Source organism: Paenibacillus sp. CCS19, assembly GCF_033239625.1.
Classification (GTDB): Bacteria; Bacillota; Bacilli; order Paenibacillales; family Paenibacillaceae; genus Paenibacillus_T.
The window spans coordinates 1-15,163 of record NZ_BTCK01000018.1; the positions used below are offsets into that span (position 1 = coordinate 1).

Consider the following 15,163-nt stretch of genomic DNA (forward strand, 5'->3'; position numbering starts at 1 on the left):
ACCCAATCCCTCCCCTCGTAATGGAGGGCCCCCGGGGCTTGCCCCCAGGACCCCCATCAGGACTGGTCTAGGCACAGTCGAGCTTATGCCCGCTTACGTCCCTTTCGGGACACGCTATCATGCGGAATGATTTGGTTACGGGATTTTGCGGTGCGTACGTGTTAGGCGTGCTTTCCTAGTTCGAGCGTATACTCGCTTTCGTCCATACGGGACACGCTTTACGTTAGATGTGCTCGCTCGTGTTCCCCTCTCGTATTCCTCGAGTGGAATGTTTATTTCAATCCTTGCTCTGCCTTCGTCAACAAAGGAATCAATTCAATCAAGCAAACTACGATGTAGTCTGGGGTGCAATGTTGTGTGGCAGGTTTGTTGCGGCGGTTAATCCATGCTGCGCGGATGCCGGCGTTGTGGGCTCCTATGATGTCATTGGTGAGGGAATCGCCTATGTGGAGAACTTCTTCGGGTTTCAACCCGCTGATGTGGAGTGCTTGATAATTTGGCGCAACGATATATGCAATAACATTCCTCACAGACCTTAATCCACTTCGGGTTAGCTGCTGCCTCTACTCCCCCTTAAGCCCCTCCTACGTCGGATGCATGTAAACATATGGAAATAATTTTAGAATAAGAGCTGGAATGGACGCAGTATTCAAACAAGGATTACGCCACCCCATCAACAAAGGAGGAACTATTATAATCTCAACGTCTCGCGGCTTGATGCTTCCTATTCACCAGCCGCCTATTGTCTCGTGGGCAAACCAAGCCCATCACATGTCCATCATTCTCCAGCATCCCGCCAGCGTGGAATGGATCTACTCTCACTATATACAGCTTGAGCTTCTTCAAGGATTCACGGGGGATCGCCTCATCAACTATACCTTTCCTAATGCGCCGGAGACCGTCTGCCCTTGGCTGGAAGTCCGGCACATTCCAAGGAATAGCATCACAGGCAATATCGTACCTTGGCTGCAGGAGCGCCTCATGGAAGGTTACTACATCTATTTATTCCTAAACACCTATCATCTTCCTAGCTACCTCGCCTACCAAGATCGCCATTATGCACACGATCCGCTTATCTTCGGTTTCGACAGCAATTCGCACACCTTTGCAATCCGAGATTTTCATACCAGTTCCCAAGGCTATCTCAAATACGAAACATTCAACGTCGATTCTAATTCCATGGAACGTTCATACAACGATATGTCCGAGGACAATGATATGCTCGGAGGCATTCAACTGCTTCGCATCAATCCAAATTGTATGTATCCATTCGATTCCAAGCTTGTCGCAAGCTCCATTGCAGACTATCTAGAGAGCAAATGCTCCTACCTCAAAACCGACAACTGGCTCACTTCTCCTGTATCTGCTTACGGTTTTCAAATATATCCCCATCTGTCCGATCATATGCGACGCGTGGCTGAAGGCAGCACCTCGGCCGATTTCCGCTTGATTCACGTATTTCACGACCACAAGCTCCTCATGCGGCATAGACTTCACTTCATGGCTCACAATAAACGCCTTATTCCCGATCATCTAGCCTCCGGCTACGACGAAGTGCTCACAACCAGCCTGCTTGCTCGAAGCCTAGCCCTCAAATACTACCTCACCCAAGACACAATGCTCCTCCACAAATGCGAACAGCTTCTACTCGATCTGCAAAATAAAGAACGCCAAGCGCTGCTCGCCGTTCTCGACTCCCTCGCTGCTATTTAAGCGAAGCGAAGCTCCAGTATCTCGCCCCAGCCCTCGAAAAGATGGCTGGGGCGTATTTACGTTCATGCACAACAGTAATTCCCTTCCTAGTCAGGCAATCAAGTAGTTCGGCACCCGCACCCAAGAAAAGCGTGTCCCACAGGGACGTAAACGAGTACCTGCACGGCATGATGCACACGTTCGAACAAGCAGGCAGACGTATAATCCGTACTTAGATACTTTCCACGTAGAGCGTGTCCCATAGGACGTAAGCGAGCACACGCTCCACTGTAACTAGACCAGTGTTGGGGGTCCCGGGGGCTGGCCCCCGGGGGCCCTCCCTTGAAAGGGAGGGTTTGGGTGGGTTGACAATATACCCTTGAGGGTTGAGGGGGCATCTGAGGGTTTGGGTGGGTTGATCATATTCCCTTCAGGGAGAAGGGTTCCATCTAAGGGCATGGCCCTTAGATGTCCTTAGAAATCAAAAAGAGCCTCGCTCCCAATGGGAGCAAGGCTCGTACACCGCGTATGACTACGCGTTGATTTTTTGTTTAGCTACGCCTGCGAGCGAGTTGAACGCGTTGATGTCGTTGACTGCGAGGTCAGCGAGGATCTTGCGGTTCACTTCGATGCCAGCCAGCTTCAGGCCGGACATGAATTTGTTGTACGACAGACCGTTTTGACGTGCTGCTGCGTTGATACGAACGATCCACAGTTTGCGGAAGTCGCGTTTAACTTGGCGACGGTCGCGGTATGCATACAGCAACGATTTCATTACTTGCTCTTTAGCTGTTTTAAACAGGCGATGTTTCGAACCGAAGTAACCTTTCGCCAGCTTCAAAATCCGTTTACGACGACGAGCGCGGACGAAGCCGCCTTTAACTCTTGCCATGAGTGAAGACCTCCTGTAGGTTGTTTTAGTTTATAAAGTGCATCGCGAGCATTCGCGATAATAGACTATTTCAGGTTAGCCAAACCTTGTTGAATACGACGAACGTCGCCAGCTGCCATGAGTGGTTGGCCAGCGAGAACGCGTTTTTGACGACCGGATTTGTGCGAAAGCAGGTGGTTTCTGTACGCTTTATAGCGTTTTACTTTGCCCGTACCAGTAATTTTGAAGCGGTCTTTCAGACTGCTGTGCGTTTTCATCTTAGGCATTCGAGTGTTCCTCCTTGAATTTATGTTAGCTTGTAGTTTTTGGCGCCAAAATCATGATCATACTGCGGCCTTCCAGTTTAGGGACGCGTTCAACGCTGCATAATTCGGCGACTGCAACTTCTTTCGCAAGGCGGTCAAGGATGCGCTGTCCGATCGCTGCATGCGCGATTTCGCGACCGCGGAAACGAACGGAGCATTTGACCTTGTCGCCTTCCTTCAGAAACTTCACGACATTGCGCAGTTTCGTCTGGTAGTCGTTCTCTTCAATGTTCGAGCGGAACCATACTTCCTTCAGATCAACGATCTTCTGGTTTTTGCGGGCTTCCTTCTCTTTCTTCTGCTGCTCATACCGGAACTTGCCGTAATCCATGATCCGACAAACTGGCGGTTTCGCCTGCGGTGCGACATTGACAAGATCCATGCTTGCATCGACTGCCAGTTGAAGAGCTTCGCGAATCGACATAACGCCGAGCTGCTCTCCCTCTGCTCCGACTACGCGAACCTCGCGAGCTCGGATTTCGTCATTGATCTGATGTTCTCTGCTAATAACGTGCCACCTCCAAATATTAGTTTCCACGCAATAAAAATGCGGGCCCGTCAGGACCCGCATGCCATAACCATTCGTAAATGCATCTTCGTCTTCAATGACGGCTGCAATGTTATCGATCGGTCGCATATAACCAGCCGGCGTCTAGCCGTTAGGTGAGAAGCGGGTGCCTCTTCTTATTGCGATAAGTTTTAAATGTTACCGACTTACTATATCACAACGGGACAACTGAAGTCAACAACGGTCTGAGCGAGCACAAACAAAAAGCTTTCAACCGTCAGAGCCTTCTTATCCCTGCTTGCTCTGCACTTCTTCCAATCGAATAACGCGCGTATGCTGCGTATGGCTCCACTGCTTGTTGTTCTGCGTGAAGAATGCGTAGAACGTGATCGGCCACCACGACAACAGGAAGAACGGCAGCGTCAGCAGATGCGCATACATTCTCCAGTTGCGGACATTCTCGAGAATGAGCGACAACGGGAACATGATCACAGATGCTGTAATCGCAACAACCGGCATCCACCAAGGCAGATACTCATAGATCGAGCCGAAGATGTTGTCTGCAGGGATGATATTATCTCCCCACAGCAGCGCCGTCAGGATGAATCCAAGCAGCGTGTTATAGACCGAGATCGAGTACAACGCGGCGTCAAACTTCACGAAGCTGCGCTGTTTGATGCTTGCCCACAGCAGCGGGAAGAAGTAGTTGCGCGCCACGTTGAAGTGACCTTGCATCCAACGCAGACGCTGACGAGCGGACGCTCGGAACGATACCGGCTTCTCGTCATATACTTTCGCCTCATAGTTCAATACCGGATGCACGCCTCGCTTGATGCAGCGCATCGTAAACTCCAAGTCTTCGACGAGGCTTGTCGCGCCCCATCCCATATCCTTCAGCAGCTTCGAATCGAAGCACATGCCCGTACCGCCGAGGAAGTTCGCCATCCGCAGATTGCGGCGCGACAGCTGCCACAGACGGTTGCAATACCAGTACGTAATACCGTAAGCAGCCGTAACCCACGAGTCGTTCGGGTTCTTCGTATCGAGGTAGCCTTGAATAACTTGATGGCCTTCGCACAGGTCATCGTTCATCAGATGCAGGAAGTCGCTGTTGCACAGGTTATCCGCATCGAACATAACGACAGCATCGTACTGCTTCGGCTTGCTCCACAATTCCTTGAGCATCCATTCAATCGCATAGCCTTTACCGCGCAGCGTCGAGTTGTTGCGGACGCATGCATGAACACCTTCGTAACCGCGAACGACATCAGCCGTGCCGTCGGTGCAGTTATCGCAAATAACGAAAATATCGTACAGCTCTCTTGGATAATCCAGCTTAAGCAAATTTTCAACCAGTGCGCCTACAACCTGCTCTTCGTTGTGCGCGGCGACGAGTACAGCGAAAGACTTCTTCGGTTCATGACGACGTTGTTTCTTGGACCGATAAATCCCGAACAGCGCAAGCACAAACTGATAGACACCGATGAACACCAGCAGGATCTGGAACGCCATCATCAAAACATTCAACATTCTTGGTATTGCCCCCTTGAGACCCCAATTTTTTAATTAACCCTTTTTTTCTTTGTTCTCTCTATTGTTTAACTTTCTTTAACCACCAGCACGATTGGCAAACCATCCCATATCTAAAGCCGGCTTCTCTCTTTTTGCGGCACTTAGTGCATTTTGCACCGTACGGTCTGCTTTGTCAAAAACGGTTTGAGCGCCCATATCGTCATAAGCGCCTAGTAAAACGCTTCCATGGCGAGCATTTATCGACATTGCCTCATTTTCCGTCTGCATCCCCCTTATTTTCATCCATTTGCATCGTTTTTAATGCTTACGTCCGTCAAAAATGAGTACGAAACCGCCGTCATACCAAAAATTGTACGGTTCACGTAATAAAACGTTGCACTATCGTCCCTATGTTCCCGGACTCAGCCTCCAGAAATTGCGACAGCAGCCGTCCGAATATCGCGTCCCATGACTGATTTCGGCTGTAAGCGAGCCCTCTCGCGGCCAGATGGCTCCTCTCCTCCGGATCCTGATGCAGCCGCTCCAGCGCATCCGCGAACGCATCAGCGCTGCCCGGGTCGCACAGCAGACCGTTAACGCCGTGCGTTAAGGTATCCGCAACGCCGCCAGCTCTAGCTCCGATAACAGCCGTTTCGCAAGCCATCGCTTCAAGCACGACATTGCCGAACGTCTCTGTCGCGGACGGGAACAAGAAGACATCAGCAGCTGCGTACAGCTCGCGAAGCGCTGGCAGCGACTGAAACCCTAGGAAGCGAACCGGAAGCTGCTCACGCGTACATCGCGCTTCAAGTTCGCCTGCCGAAGGGCCGTCGCCGGCAATCAGCATAACGGCTTCAGGATGCGACTGACGGAACTTGTCAAAGGCATCGATTGCAATTCCGACATCCTTTTCCGGCGACAGCCGGCCGACATACAACACCACGAATTGCTCCGACGTAATGCCATAGGAAGCCGAAAGTTCAGCCCGATTGACGCCGGGGTAGAACTGATCGGTCTTAATGCCTCTCGGCCAGACGTCAAGGCGATCTCCGCGCCACCCGCGGCCAACAAGCTGCGCCTTCGTGGAAGGAGAAGGAACAAAGATCATTCTGCATTCGTGGTGGAACCACTCCAGATATCTCCATAACAGCTTTGCCATCCACTGCAAATTGTAATACGGCAAATAGCGATCGAAATGAGTATGGTAGGAGGCTACGAGCGGTATCCGGTATTTCTTAGCATAATGAATCCCGAACAGCCCCATATTGAATGGCGTGGCAACATGAATGAGCGTTGGCTGAAACAGTTGGAGCGCACGGCGCACGGGAACGGGGTTAGGCACGGCAAGCCTGCATTCGGGGTATAAGAAGAATGGAAACGAGGTAAAGCGCTGCACTTGAATAGAATTGTGTAACGATGTGTTATCCATGGCGGGGTCGGGCGCGAAAACCATCACCTCAATTCCCTGTCTGCGCAAAAAATCGGTCCAACGACCCAATGTACGCGCAACTCCGTTCACTTCCGGCTCATACGTATCCGTAAATATCGCTAACCGCATCCTCGCTCCCTCCGCTTCTATCCGATCTGACCGTTAGTTCCGCTCTCAGCACTAATTGTACGAGAGACGAAATGACGGCATGCCTACAATGTAGCGGAATACTGTTTCCTTAGCGTCAATGGCGCATTAAGGGTTCATTAATATCAGATTTGCATCGCGATGACACAGCCGAAACAATCAGATGCTACATTGTGCGGGAGTCGTGCTGCCAAGGTGAAACCGACGAGTCCAGTCCTTGGGGATGATTTACACGCAAAAAACCGCTTCGCGCATCGCGAAGCGGCTTAATCCGAGGGTTAATGGAGGGATCGGGATGGAACGTATGATGGGTTGGCTCCGCTCTCGCGATCATCAAATGCTCATGATCGCGAACCGCAGACCCGCGCACCGGCTGCTGCAGGCAGGTCTTAGCCGCTGGCTTGAAACGATTACCCATATGGGCGGCGCAACATTCACGCTCTGCACCGCCTTATGCGCAGCCATCGCCGGATCGGCCGCGTGGAGCATGGCAGGCTGGCAGTGCATTGCCGCCGTTGCAGTCAGCCATCTGCCTGTCGCCGTGATGAAGCGGCATTTTCGCAGGCTTCGTCCCTATCAGAAGCTTCCGAATATTACGGCGTGCCGCTCCCCATTGCAGGATTCGTCTTTCCCATCGGGTCATACGACCGCGATTTTCGCTTGGCTAGTCCCTCTGATTGCAGCCGCTGGCGCGACAGCCGTATTGCTGCTGCCCGCTGCCATCGTCGTCGGCTTGTCCGTTGCCTGGTCACGCATGTACCTCGGATTGCATTATCCGTCCGACGTGTTCGCAGGCGCCATGCTCGGTTCAGCTACCGCAGTCGGCATGCTGGAGCTGTGGCCGATTCTGCTCTGAACGCGAATTACTCGTCAGCCGATTCCGACGATACAGCGTCCTGCTCGTCATCCTCTTCCTCAGCTTCAGCAGCTCTTGACGCTTCCGCTGCTGCCGCATCACGCTTCGCACTGCGATAAGCAGCGATCGCTTCGTCGCCGATCAGCACCTCGATGCGGTGGATGTTTTGTCCGCGATTAAAGAACTTCATCTCGTACTCCGTCGGCACGAGGTCGTCGCGCAGCCCGTCCTTATGCAAGTTCAGCGCGATGTTGCGCGTCAGCAGTTCCATATCCGCGAAGCTGTTGAGGGAGAATTCGAACAACGACACCGAATCGGTCTTGAAATGAATCTCGCCCCGCGCATTCAGCGCGTTGATATACTTGGCGACAAACCGCGGGTGCGTCAGACGACGACGCGCATGCTTCGCCTTCGGCCATGGATCGCTGAAATTCAAGTAAACGCGTTCCAGCTCGTCTTGATCGAATATATCTTCAATGAATTCGATATTCGCACGCAGCAGCGCCAGGTTCGGCGGGCTGTCCACGCCGCGCTCCGACCAGATTCGGCGCGCTTTCTCACTGGCGCGGCGCACAAGCTCATCGTACATATCGACGCCGATAAAATTAATGTCCGGATTGCGGAAGCTTTGCGTGCTGATGAACTGTCCCTTGCCCATGCCAAGCTCGACATAGATCGGATTGTCGTTGCCGAAAAATTCGTTCCAGCGTCCCTTATAAGCCGTGCCGTCCAAGACGACTAGATCCGGCTGACTTTCTATGCTTTCCAATATTCCTTTTCTTCCACGTAAGCGCATGTTCACTCGTCCTCCACATTAAACTAGCCCTAATTGTGCCGAAGATGAGCAAGAAAGTAAAGAGCATCATGACTGGCAAAATGAAAAAGACAGCCCAGGATGATCCGGACTGTCTTCAAAGCGGTAAGCGTGTTCGCGTGAACGCCGCTGGTTATATTAGAATTCGTATGTGGATTGGCCTCTGCCTTCGATCTCATAGGTCTGCTCGAGCACTTCATTCAGCTTCTTGCGCGCACCAACTTCGATTAAATGGTTATTCGGAAAACGAGCGCCGGCCAGCACCATCAGTTCTTTCACCGTCAGTTCAACTACTACTTTGTCTTCGCCGTGCGGAATCTTCAGCGTTGTATTCATTACGCATCACCTCATCGATTTTTTCATTATAATTCCCAGAAAATCGACATTCTATATCATGTGTTGCGATGTAAGGTTTCTACGATCATTTCGTTGATTTGTCGCACTTTTAATATAACACATCATGTAAGGTACAGCAAGTGAAAACGGATTATTTGGGCCATTTATTTTCCAGCTCTTTTTTCGTCTCATTTGCCCCTAGAACTTGGCAATCCGCCCCGAATTTCGATACAATGAACGATAGCATGCATTAGAATATACGTGTTTCAAGCGAAGGAGCTATTATGACAGCTGCAAGCGATACCGTCGCGACGAACCAACCGAAGCTGTGGGGAGACAAACGGTTTCATACATGGAATTATGAGATGAAAGAACAATTCGGCGAGAAAGTGTTCAAAGTAACGCTGGACGCAGGCTTCACTTGCCCGAATCGTGACGGTTCGATCGCCAAGGGAGGCTGCACCTTCTGCAGCGCGCGCGGATCCGGCGACTTCGCAGGAAGCCGGCGCGATGACCTCGTGACGCAGTTCAATAAGATTCGTGACCGCCAGCATCTGAAATGGCCGAACGCCAAGTATATCGGCTACTTCCAAGCGTACACGAACACCTATGCGCCAGTAGAAGAGCTTCGCGAATATTACGAGGTCATTCTGCAGCAACCAGGTGTCGTCGGACTGTCGATCGCGACGCGTCCCGACTGCTTGCCGGATGATGTAATCGATTATCTAGCGGAGCTGAATGAACGAACGTATCTCTGGCTTGAGATGGGGCTGCAGACGATTCACGAATCAACGTCGGCGCTCATCAACCGGGCGCATGACACCGCCTGCTATGAGGATGCGGTGCGCCGTCTCCGCGCACGCGGCATTCGCGTATGCACCCATATCATCTATGGTCTGCCGCAAGAGACGCATGAGATGATGATGGATACGCTGCGCGCTGTGTCCCGCATGGATGTTCAGGGTATCAAGATCCATCTGCTCCATCTCATGCGCAAGACGCCGATGGTGAAGCAGTATGAGGCTGGACTTCTGCAGTTTCTAGAGAAAGACGAGTACATCCAGTTGATCGTCGATTCGCTGGAGCAGATGCCGCCGGATATGATTGTCCACCGGTTAACCGGCGACGCACCGCGTGATCTGATCATCGGTCCAATGTGGAGCATGAACAAGTGGGACGTACTTAATTCAATCGATAAAGAGCTTACCAGGCGCGGCACATGGCAGGGCAAGCTGTGGAAGGAGTAATCGCATGGGCTTCTTATCCGTGCTAAGCATGGCACATCAGATGATTCGCGAACGGGTTCAGCCAGGCGACATTGTTATTGACGCAACGGCAGGCAACGGCGTCGACACCCGCTTCCTCGCCGAGCTTGTCGGGCCTCGCGGCGTCGTCTATGCATTCGATATTCAAGAGGCGGCTATTACGGCGACGCGCAAGCGGCTTGAGCCGATGGAGGAGCAGCTGCTGCTGCCAGATCTTCGTCTCGTGTTCGACAGCCATGAAGTAATGGATCGGCATGTGGAGCAGGATCATGTCGGTAGAGTAGCGGTCGCCATGTTCAATCTCGGCTACCTGCCAGGAGCGGATACGTCTGTTATTACGAAGACCGACAGCTCGATAGCTGCTATCGAAGCCGCGGTCTCGCTCCTGAAGCCGGGCGGCATCGTTACCTGCGTGCTCTATCCCGGCCATCCCGGCGGAGGCGATGAAGCCGAAGCCGTCTTGCAATGGGCGCAGGCGCTGTCTTCTGCAGAAGGACAAGCTGTGCTGTACCGGATGGCGCAGAAGCCTGCGGCACCGTTCCTCGTTGCGATCGAACGAAGCAAGAAGCAATAGTTGAAGTATTTTTTCAAAACATCCCTATATAGGAGGTCTTATCAATGGCTATTCGCAAAATCGAGCACGTAGGCGTTAGGGTAATTAATCTCGAGCAATCCATTGCATTCTACACGAAGGTGCTCGGCATGGAGCATCGCAATACGATCGATCTCGGTGCCGTGAAGCTTGGCTTTCTTGCCTTCGCAGGCCATGAAGAAACCGAGGTTGAGCTGATCGAGAACGCTTCATCGTTCCCGGCTGAAGGCAAAGTGCATCATCTCGCCTTCACCGTCGACGATGTAGAGGCCGAGTTCGTCCGCATCAAGGAGCTCAACGTACCGCTTCGCGATACGGCAATTACGACACTCCCGGATGGCAGCCGTTATTTCTTCTTCTATGGCCCGGACGGCGAGCTGCTGGAGCTGTTCCAGCCAGGCCAACGTTAATACGATCAGCATCTTAGCATCACCACACTGATCCTCCCTCGACATCTAGTCTCTAACCCGAAGTGGATAAACGTATCCAATCCTTATTCCGTTCATTCAAGGAGAGAGAAAACGATGACGAACAACATAACGAAACCATATCCGCTGCTATTCAAGCCGGAGTTGAAAGAACGTATTTGGGGAGGGCGCGCACTCTCGCAATTCGGACTGCAACTGCCGGAAGGGTCGATCGGCGAAGGCTGGATGATCGGCGACCATCCGAACGGCACGACTTCGATCGTGAATGGTCCGCTGGCTGGAATCGGACTGGATGCTGTGCGTGAACAATATGGCCCGGAATGGTTCGGCACCAGAGGCTTCTCCGAGCGTAACGGCCGGTTCCCGCTGCTGATCAAGCTGCTCGATTGCAATGATGATCTGTCCGTTCAGGTGCATCCGACGGATGCTTATCCAGGGCTGCCGGAAGGCGAGCTCGGCAAGACGGAGATGTGGTACATCCTCGATGCAAAGCCGGGCGCGACGATTGTTTATGGGCTGAAGGACGGCGTTGACCGTGCATCCATGGAGGCTGCAATTGCCGAGGGACGCATCATGGATACGCTGCAGGTTGTGCCTGTGGAAGCTGGCGATGCATTCTATATTCCTGCAGGAACCGTTCACGCATTGTGCGCAGGCGTAGTCGTTGCAGAGATTCAACAGAACTCCGACACGACATATCGGCTCTACGATTACGATCGGCCGGGGCTGGACGGCAAGCTCCGCGAGCTGCACATCGAGGATTCGCTCCATGTCATCGCCTATGAAGGCGCTGGCGCGCAGCGCATGAAGACAGACGGCGTGCAGCCGGGCGAATGGCTGACGATATCGAACTCGCCGTATTTTGTCGTTGAGAAAGGCATTGTGAACGGACCGCTCCCGCTCGCGACCACGCCGGAGAGCTTCGTCATTCTCGTCGTTGCCGATGGAGAAGGATCGATAAGCTGGGACGGAGGGTCTGAACGGCAGGCGCTTCGCTTCGGCCAATGCCTCCTGCTGCCGGCAAGCCTTGGCGGTTACACGCTGGATGGCAGCATGACGGTGATCAGAAGCATGGTTCCTTAAGCATAGGTTCACAAGATACAGCAGTGTTGGATCGCAAGCAGATGCGATGCGCGCTGCTGTTTTTATTTGTCGGAAGAATCGTCTTTCTATCCGTCAGGTACGGTTAGGTCACCCCCATTCTGAAAACAATAGGTAAGATTCATTCATCCTAGATTAGCTTGGGGGACACCGTCATGCGCACTATCCGATCCATCTATATAACCGACGTGAAGAGCATGTTTAAGTCACGCAGACTAACTATGCTGGTCATCGCACTCATGCTGCTGCCATCCGCATACGCCTGGATTAATATCAAGGCCGTGTGGGACCCGTACAGCAATACGACCGGCATCCCTGTCGCAATCGTCAACGAGGACACAGGCGCACAGGTCGAAGGCAAAACGCTTAACGTCGGACAGGAAACGGTCAGTGGGCTCAAAGAGAATCCGAAGCTGGGCTGGGTGTTCGTCGATCGGGCTGAGGCGGAGCGCGGCGTCCATTACGGCGATTACTATGCTTATCTCATTATCCCAAGCGACTTCTCTTCGAAGCTTACAAGCATCTTGGAAGCAGAACCCGAGCAGCCCACGATTACATACGCGATTAACGAAAAAGTAAATGCGCTCGCGCCCAAGATTACGGGCTCAGGGGCGGCTGGCATAACGGACCAGATCAGCAAGTCGTTCACCCAGACGGTCGGAGACGCTGTGCTTACCGCCTTCCGCACAGCCGGAATCGAGCTTCAGAAAGAGCTGCCGACGATTCATAAAGTAGAGAACGGCATTCTTGAACTAGAAAAGGCGCTGCCGCAGATCGAAGCGCTCGGCCAAGGCGCAATTGCATTGGAAGCCAAGCTGCCGGCGATCAAGCAGAAGGTCGACAAAGTCGTTGCGCTGCAGCAGCATTTTCCAGACCTCGACAAAGCCGGCGATGCGATTGTGAAGCTGGAGACGGAGTTGCCGAAGATCAAGACGGCAATGGACAATATTAACGCCCTTCGGGATAAAGTAAGCAGCCTGCAGAGCATTCCGACAGCTTTATCCGACATGGAGGACAAACTGACTTCTATCGAGGACAATGTAAGGAAGGTTATTGAAGAAGCGGAGAAGACGATCGCAGAGACACGAACGAACAACGCCGCTCAAGTTGATAACGCAATTGTTGGTCAGATCCAGAAGCTGACGCAGCTCTTGGACGAGCTCGCAGCATTTCGCACCAGTCTGAAGGAAACCCGCACCGGCTTGAAGGTGAAAGTGGATGAGGCGTTGACCGTCATGGATAAGCTCAACACCGATTGGCCATCGATCGAGCAGCGCGTTCATAAAGCGGCCAACTTCGTCCGTAATGACCTGCCGGGCGTGGAGGCCGATATCAAGACCGCAACCACCCTGCTGCAGGAGAAGCTTCCCGCCATGGAGGAGGCCATCCATAAGGCGTCCGATCTGGCTCGGAATGACCTTCCCGGATTCGAACACAAGGTTCGAGAAGCCGCTAACAAGATTCGCACCCTGCAGGGAAGCACCGACTTGAACGAGCTGATCAGCTATCTGATGCATGATCCTTCGAAGGGCAGCCAATTTCTCGCCGATCCCGTTCATTTGGAAACCGTGCGTATTTTCCCTATTGAAAACTATGGTACGGCGATGACGCCGCTCTATACGATGTTGGCATTATGGGTCGGCGGTACGATACTCATCACGGCGCTGCCGGTAAACGTACGCAATCCTGATCACAAATTCAAGAGCTATCAGGTTTACTTCGGACGGTTGCTCACCTTCTTATCCGTTGGCCTCGGGCAGGCAATCATCGCAACACTCGGTGTGTTGTTCCTGCTGCATGTCCATGCGGCCAACAAGCTCTGGTTCGTATTAACTGGCTTGTTCATCGGCATCGTATTCGTCGTCATTACGTATACGCTGCGCTCGATCTTCGGCAATGTAGGCAGCGGGCTGGCCATGTTATTTCTCGTGCTCCAAATGTCGAGCTCGGGCGTTACGTTTCCGGTCAGCATGACGTCCCGCTTCTTCCAGATCGTCAGCCCATTCATGCCGTTCACCCATGCGATCATTATGCTGCGTGAAACAATCGGCGGCATGATTCCGTCTATCATGCTAAGAGAGGCGCTCGCGCTCAGCTCGTTCGTCCTCTTCTTCTTCGGCCTTGCCGTCCTGCTCAAACGATCGCTCAGCAAAGAAATCGAGCTGAACAGCGAGGAGACGACAGAAGAATTCGAATGAGAGGTGGATCTCACGTCTTATGATTAGATCGTTATTCAAGTTTCGCTTAGAAGTCTTATTAAGCTTCTCCCTGCTCCTGCTATTGACTGCCTGTACATCAAGCAGTAATGAAACAGTCCCCACCACGACAGAAGAGCAAACACCGGTCAATACCGAGGAGACGAATAAACAATCGGATTCGGACGTTCCGCCCACACAACCAGCTGCTCCAGTTGCAGAACCCACGGAACCGTCCGCACAATCCATCGCTGCGGCTGCCTCAGCAAAGGAAGCCATTGCAATCTTAGAGGCGCAGCTTCCTGCACTAGAGCCTGCACAAGCCGATCAATTGTTCATTGAACTCGAATCATTTTACCGGGACCATGATCAACAATTCGCTGAACAATTCATAGCAGAGCCTTACTTCTCAAGTCTCGAACAGCTGGCAGGACCGATAAGCGAGGAGGATCTTGCGAACCTTCCAGAGCCGGCGCATACGTTGGTCGCTGATGCAATAGCAGGCAAATATCGGCTCGTTGAAAGCGAAGGGATTGTATACCCCATTGTTGATTATCGCGCGCTCTTAGACTACGCCCCATATCTAAGCGAAGCGATGCGTGACTATTTGAAATTAATGGCCGAAGAATCGGACGACCCATCGATGAAGGATGCCGCCGTCTCCATTCCATGGGAAGAACTAAGCAAGCGGACATTGGCTGCGGAGACCTATTTGGATACCTATCCAGATTCCCCGCGGCATATGAACGTCAAAGGGATGCTGCAGCGTAACCTGGTCGTTATGTTGAACGGGTCCAGCAACACCAGCGTGTTCGAGAACGGTTTCCAGCTTAAATCCGACGTTAAGGCAGTGTTGAAGCAAACTGCAACTTCCAGCGCGTCTACATTCACAGGCCAGATGGCTAAACAATACCTCGCATTAATCGATGAGATTTCGGCTAACTATTCGGCTCAAGATCAGATCGATTCGAATGATCCGAACTACAATCGGATCAGTCAATTTATCGATTCGGTGATGGCGCATATTGAGACGGAGATGTAAGCAAAAAAGCGGCACGAGACGATGAGTCCCGAGCCGCTTCTTTCGTTAT

17 protein-coding genes are annotated in these 15,163 nt (G+C 52.4%); 8 read left to right on the forward strand and 9 right to left on the reverse strand.

Annotated elements, in window-relative coordinates; all coding sequences use genetic code 11:
- Positions 1-272: 272 nt before the first annotated feature.
- Positions 273-530 carry an HAD family hydrolase gene (locus tag SBI19_RS14140; RefSeq protein ID WP_317969218.1) on the reverse strand — a complete coding sequence of 86 codons (258 nt, stop codon included), beginning with the start codon at positions 528-530 and terminating at the stop codon, positions 273-275.
- Positions 531-636: 106 nt separating this feature from the next.
- Here SBI19_RS14140 and SBI19_RS14145 point away from each other — a divergent pair, with 106 nt between their 5' ends.
- On the forward strand, positions 637-1,713 hold the full coding sequence (locus tag SBI19_RS14145) for a hypothetical protein (protein ID WP_317969220.1): 1,077 nt from the start codon (positions 637-639) through the stop codon (positions 1,711-1,713).
- Between the two features lie 511 nt (positions 1,714-2,224).
- Here the strand turns inward: SBI19_RS14145 and rplT are convergent.
- The 6 genes from rplT to SBI19_RS14175 form a co-directional block, all read right to left on the reverse strand.
- Positions 2,225-2,584 carry a 50S ribosomal protein L20 gene (gene rplT / locus SBI19_RS14150; protein WP_317969222.1) on the reverse strand — a complete coding sequence of 120 codons (360 nt, stop codon included), beginning with the start codon at positions 2,582-2,584 and terminating at the stop codon, positions 2,225-2,227.
- 65 nt (positions 2,585-2,649) lie between these two features.
- Positions 2,650-2,850, reverse strand: coding sequence for a 50S ribosomal protein L35 (gene rpmI, locus SBI19_RS14155; RefSeq protein WP_015842912.1), 201 nt, complete (start codon positions 2,848-2,850; stop codon positions 2,650-2,652).
- Between the two features lie 25 nt (positions 2,851-2,875).
- On the reverse strand, positions 2,876-3,460 hold the full coding sequence (infC, locus tag SBI19_RS14160) for a translation initiation factor IF-3 (RefSeq protein WP_317969400.1): 585 nt from the start codon (positions 3,458-3,460) through the stop codon (positions 2,876-2,878).
- A 225-nt stretch (positions 3,461-3,685) separates the two neighbouring features.
- Positions 3,686-4,927, reverse strand: coding sequence for a glycosyltransferase family 2 protein (locus SBI19_RS14165; protein WP_317969227.1), 1,242 nt, complete (start codon positions 4,925-4,927; stop codon positions 3,686-3,688).
- A 78-nt stretch (positions 4,928-5,005) separates the two neighbouring features.
- On the reverse strand, positions 5,006-5,197 hold the full coding sequence (locus tag SBI19_RS14170) for a hypothetical protein (protein ID WP_317969229.1): 192 nt from the start codon (positions 5,195-5,197) through the stop codon (positions 5,006-5,008).
- A 91-nt stretch (positions 5,198-5,288) separates the two neighbouring features.
- A complete protein-coding gene (locus SBI19_RS14175; RefSeq protein WP_317969231.1) occupies positions 5,289-6,467 on the reverse strand; it encodes a glycosyltransferase family 4 protein in 1,179 nt (392 codons plus the stop codon).
- A 313-nt stretch (positions 6,468-6,780) separates the two neighbouring features.
- Here SBI19_RS14175 and SBI19_RS14180 point away from each other — a divergent pair, with 313 nt between their 5' ends.
- On the forward strand, positions 6,781-7,341 hold the full coding sequence (locus SBI19_RS14180; protein ID WP_317969233.1) for a phosphatase PAP2 family protein: 561 nt from the start codon (positions 6,781-6,783) through the stop codon (positions 7,339-7,341).
- 7 nt (positions 7,342-7,348) lie between these two features.
- Here the strand turns inward: SBI19_RS14180 and trmB are convergent, their stop codons facing one another.
- Positions 7,349-8,137: a tRNA (guanosine(46)-N7)-methyltransferase TrmB gene (trmB, locus tag SBI19_RS14185; RefSeq protein ID WP_317969235.1), complete on the reverse strand. Its 789-nt coding sequence runs from the start codon at positions 8,135-8,137 to the stop codon at positions 7,349-7,351.
- A gap of 156 nt (positions 8,138-8,293) precedes the next feature.
- Positions 8,294-8,491 (reverse strand): hypothetical protein, encoded by a 198-nt coding sequence (locus SBI19_RS14190; protein WP_317969237.1) that lies wholly within the window; start codon positions 8,489-8,491, stop codon positions 8,294-8,296.
- A 284-nt stretch (positions 8,492-8,775) separates the two neighbouring features.
- On the opposite strand from SBI19_RS14190, the gene mnmL reads away from it, so the two are divergent.
- The 6 genes from mnmL to SBI19_RS14220 all read left to right on the forward strand — a co-directional run bounded on the left by mnmL (position 8,776) and on the right by SBI19_RS14220 (position 15,114).
- A complete protein-coding gene (gene mnmL / locus SBI19_RS14195) occupies positions 8,776-9,738 on the forward strand; it encodes a tRNA modification radical SAM protein MnmL/YtqA (RefSeq protein ID WP_317969239.1) in 963 nt (320 codons plus the stop codon).
- 4 nt (positions 9,739-9,742) lie between these two features.
- Positions 9,743-10,330 carry a tRNA 5-(aminomethyl)-2-thiouridylate-methyltransferase MnmM gene (gene mnmM, locus SBI19_RS14200; protein WP_317969241.1) on the forward strand — a complete coding sequence of 196 codons (588 nt, stop codon included), beginning with the start codon at positions 9,743-9,745 and terminating at the stop codon, positions 10,328-10,330.
- A 44-nt stretch (positions 10,331-10,374) separates the two neighbouring features.
- Positions 10,375-10,758 (forward strand): VOC family protein, encoded by a 384-nt coding sequence (locus SBI19_RS14205; protein WP_317969243.1) that lies wholly within the window; start codon positions 10,375-10,377, stop codon positions 10,756-10,758.
- Between the two features lie 114 nt (positions 10,759-10,872).
- Entirely contained in the window at positions 10,873-11,859 is a 987-nt protein-coding gene (locus tag SBI19_RS14210) for a type I phosphomannose isomerase catalytic subunit (protein WP_317969245.1), read from the forward strand.
- 173 nt (positions 11,860-12,032) lie between these two features.
- Positions 12,033-14,075 (forward strand): YhgE/Pip domain-containing protein, encoded by a 2,043-nt coding sequence (locus SBI19_RS14215; RefSeq protein ID WP_317969247.1) that lies wholly within the window; start codon positions 12,033-12,035, stop codon positions 14,073-14,075.
- Positions 14,076-14,094: 19 nt separating this feature from the next.
- Positions 14,095-15,114, forward strand: a complete 1,020-nt coding sequence (locus tag SBI19_RS14220) for a hypothetical protein (RefSeq protein WP_317969249.1) — start codon at positions 14,095-14,097, stop codon at positions 15,112-15,114.
- Positions 15,115-15,163: the final 49 nt, after the last annotated feature.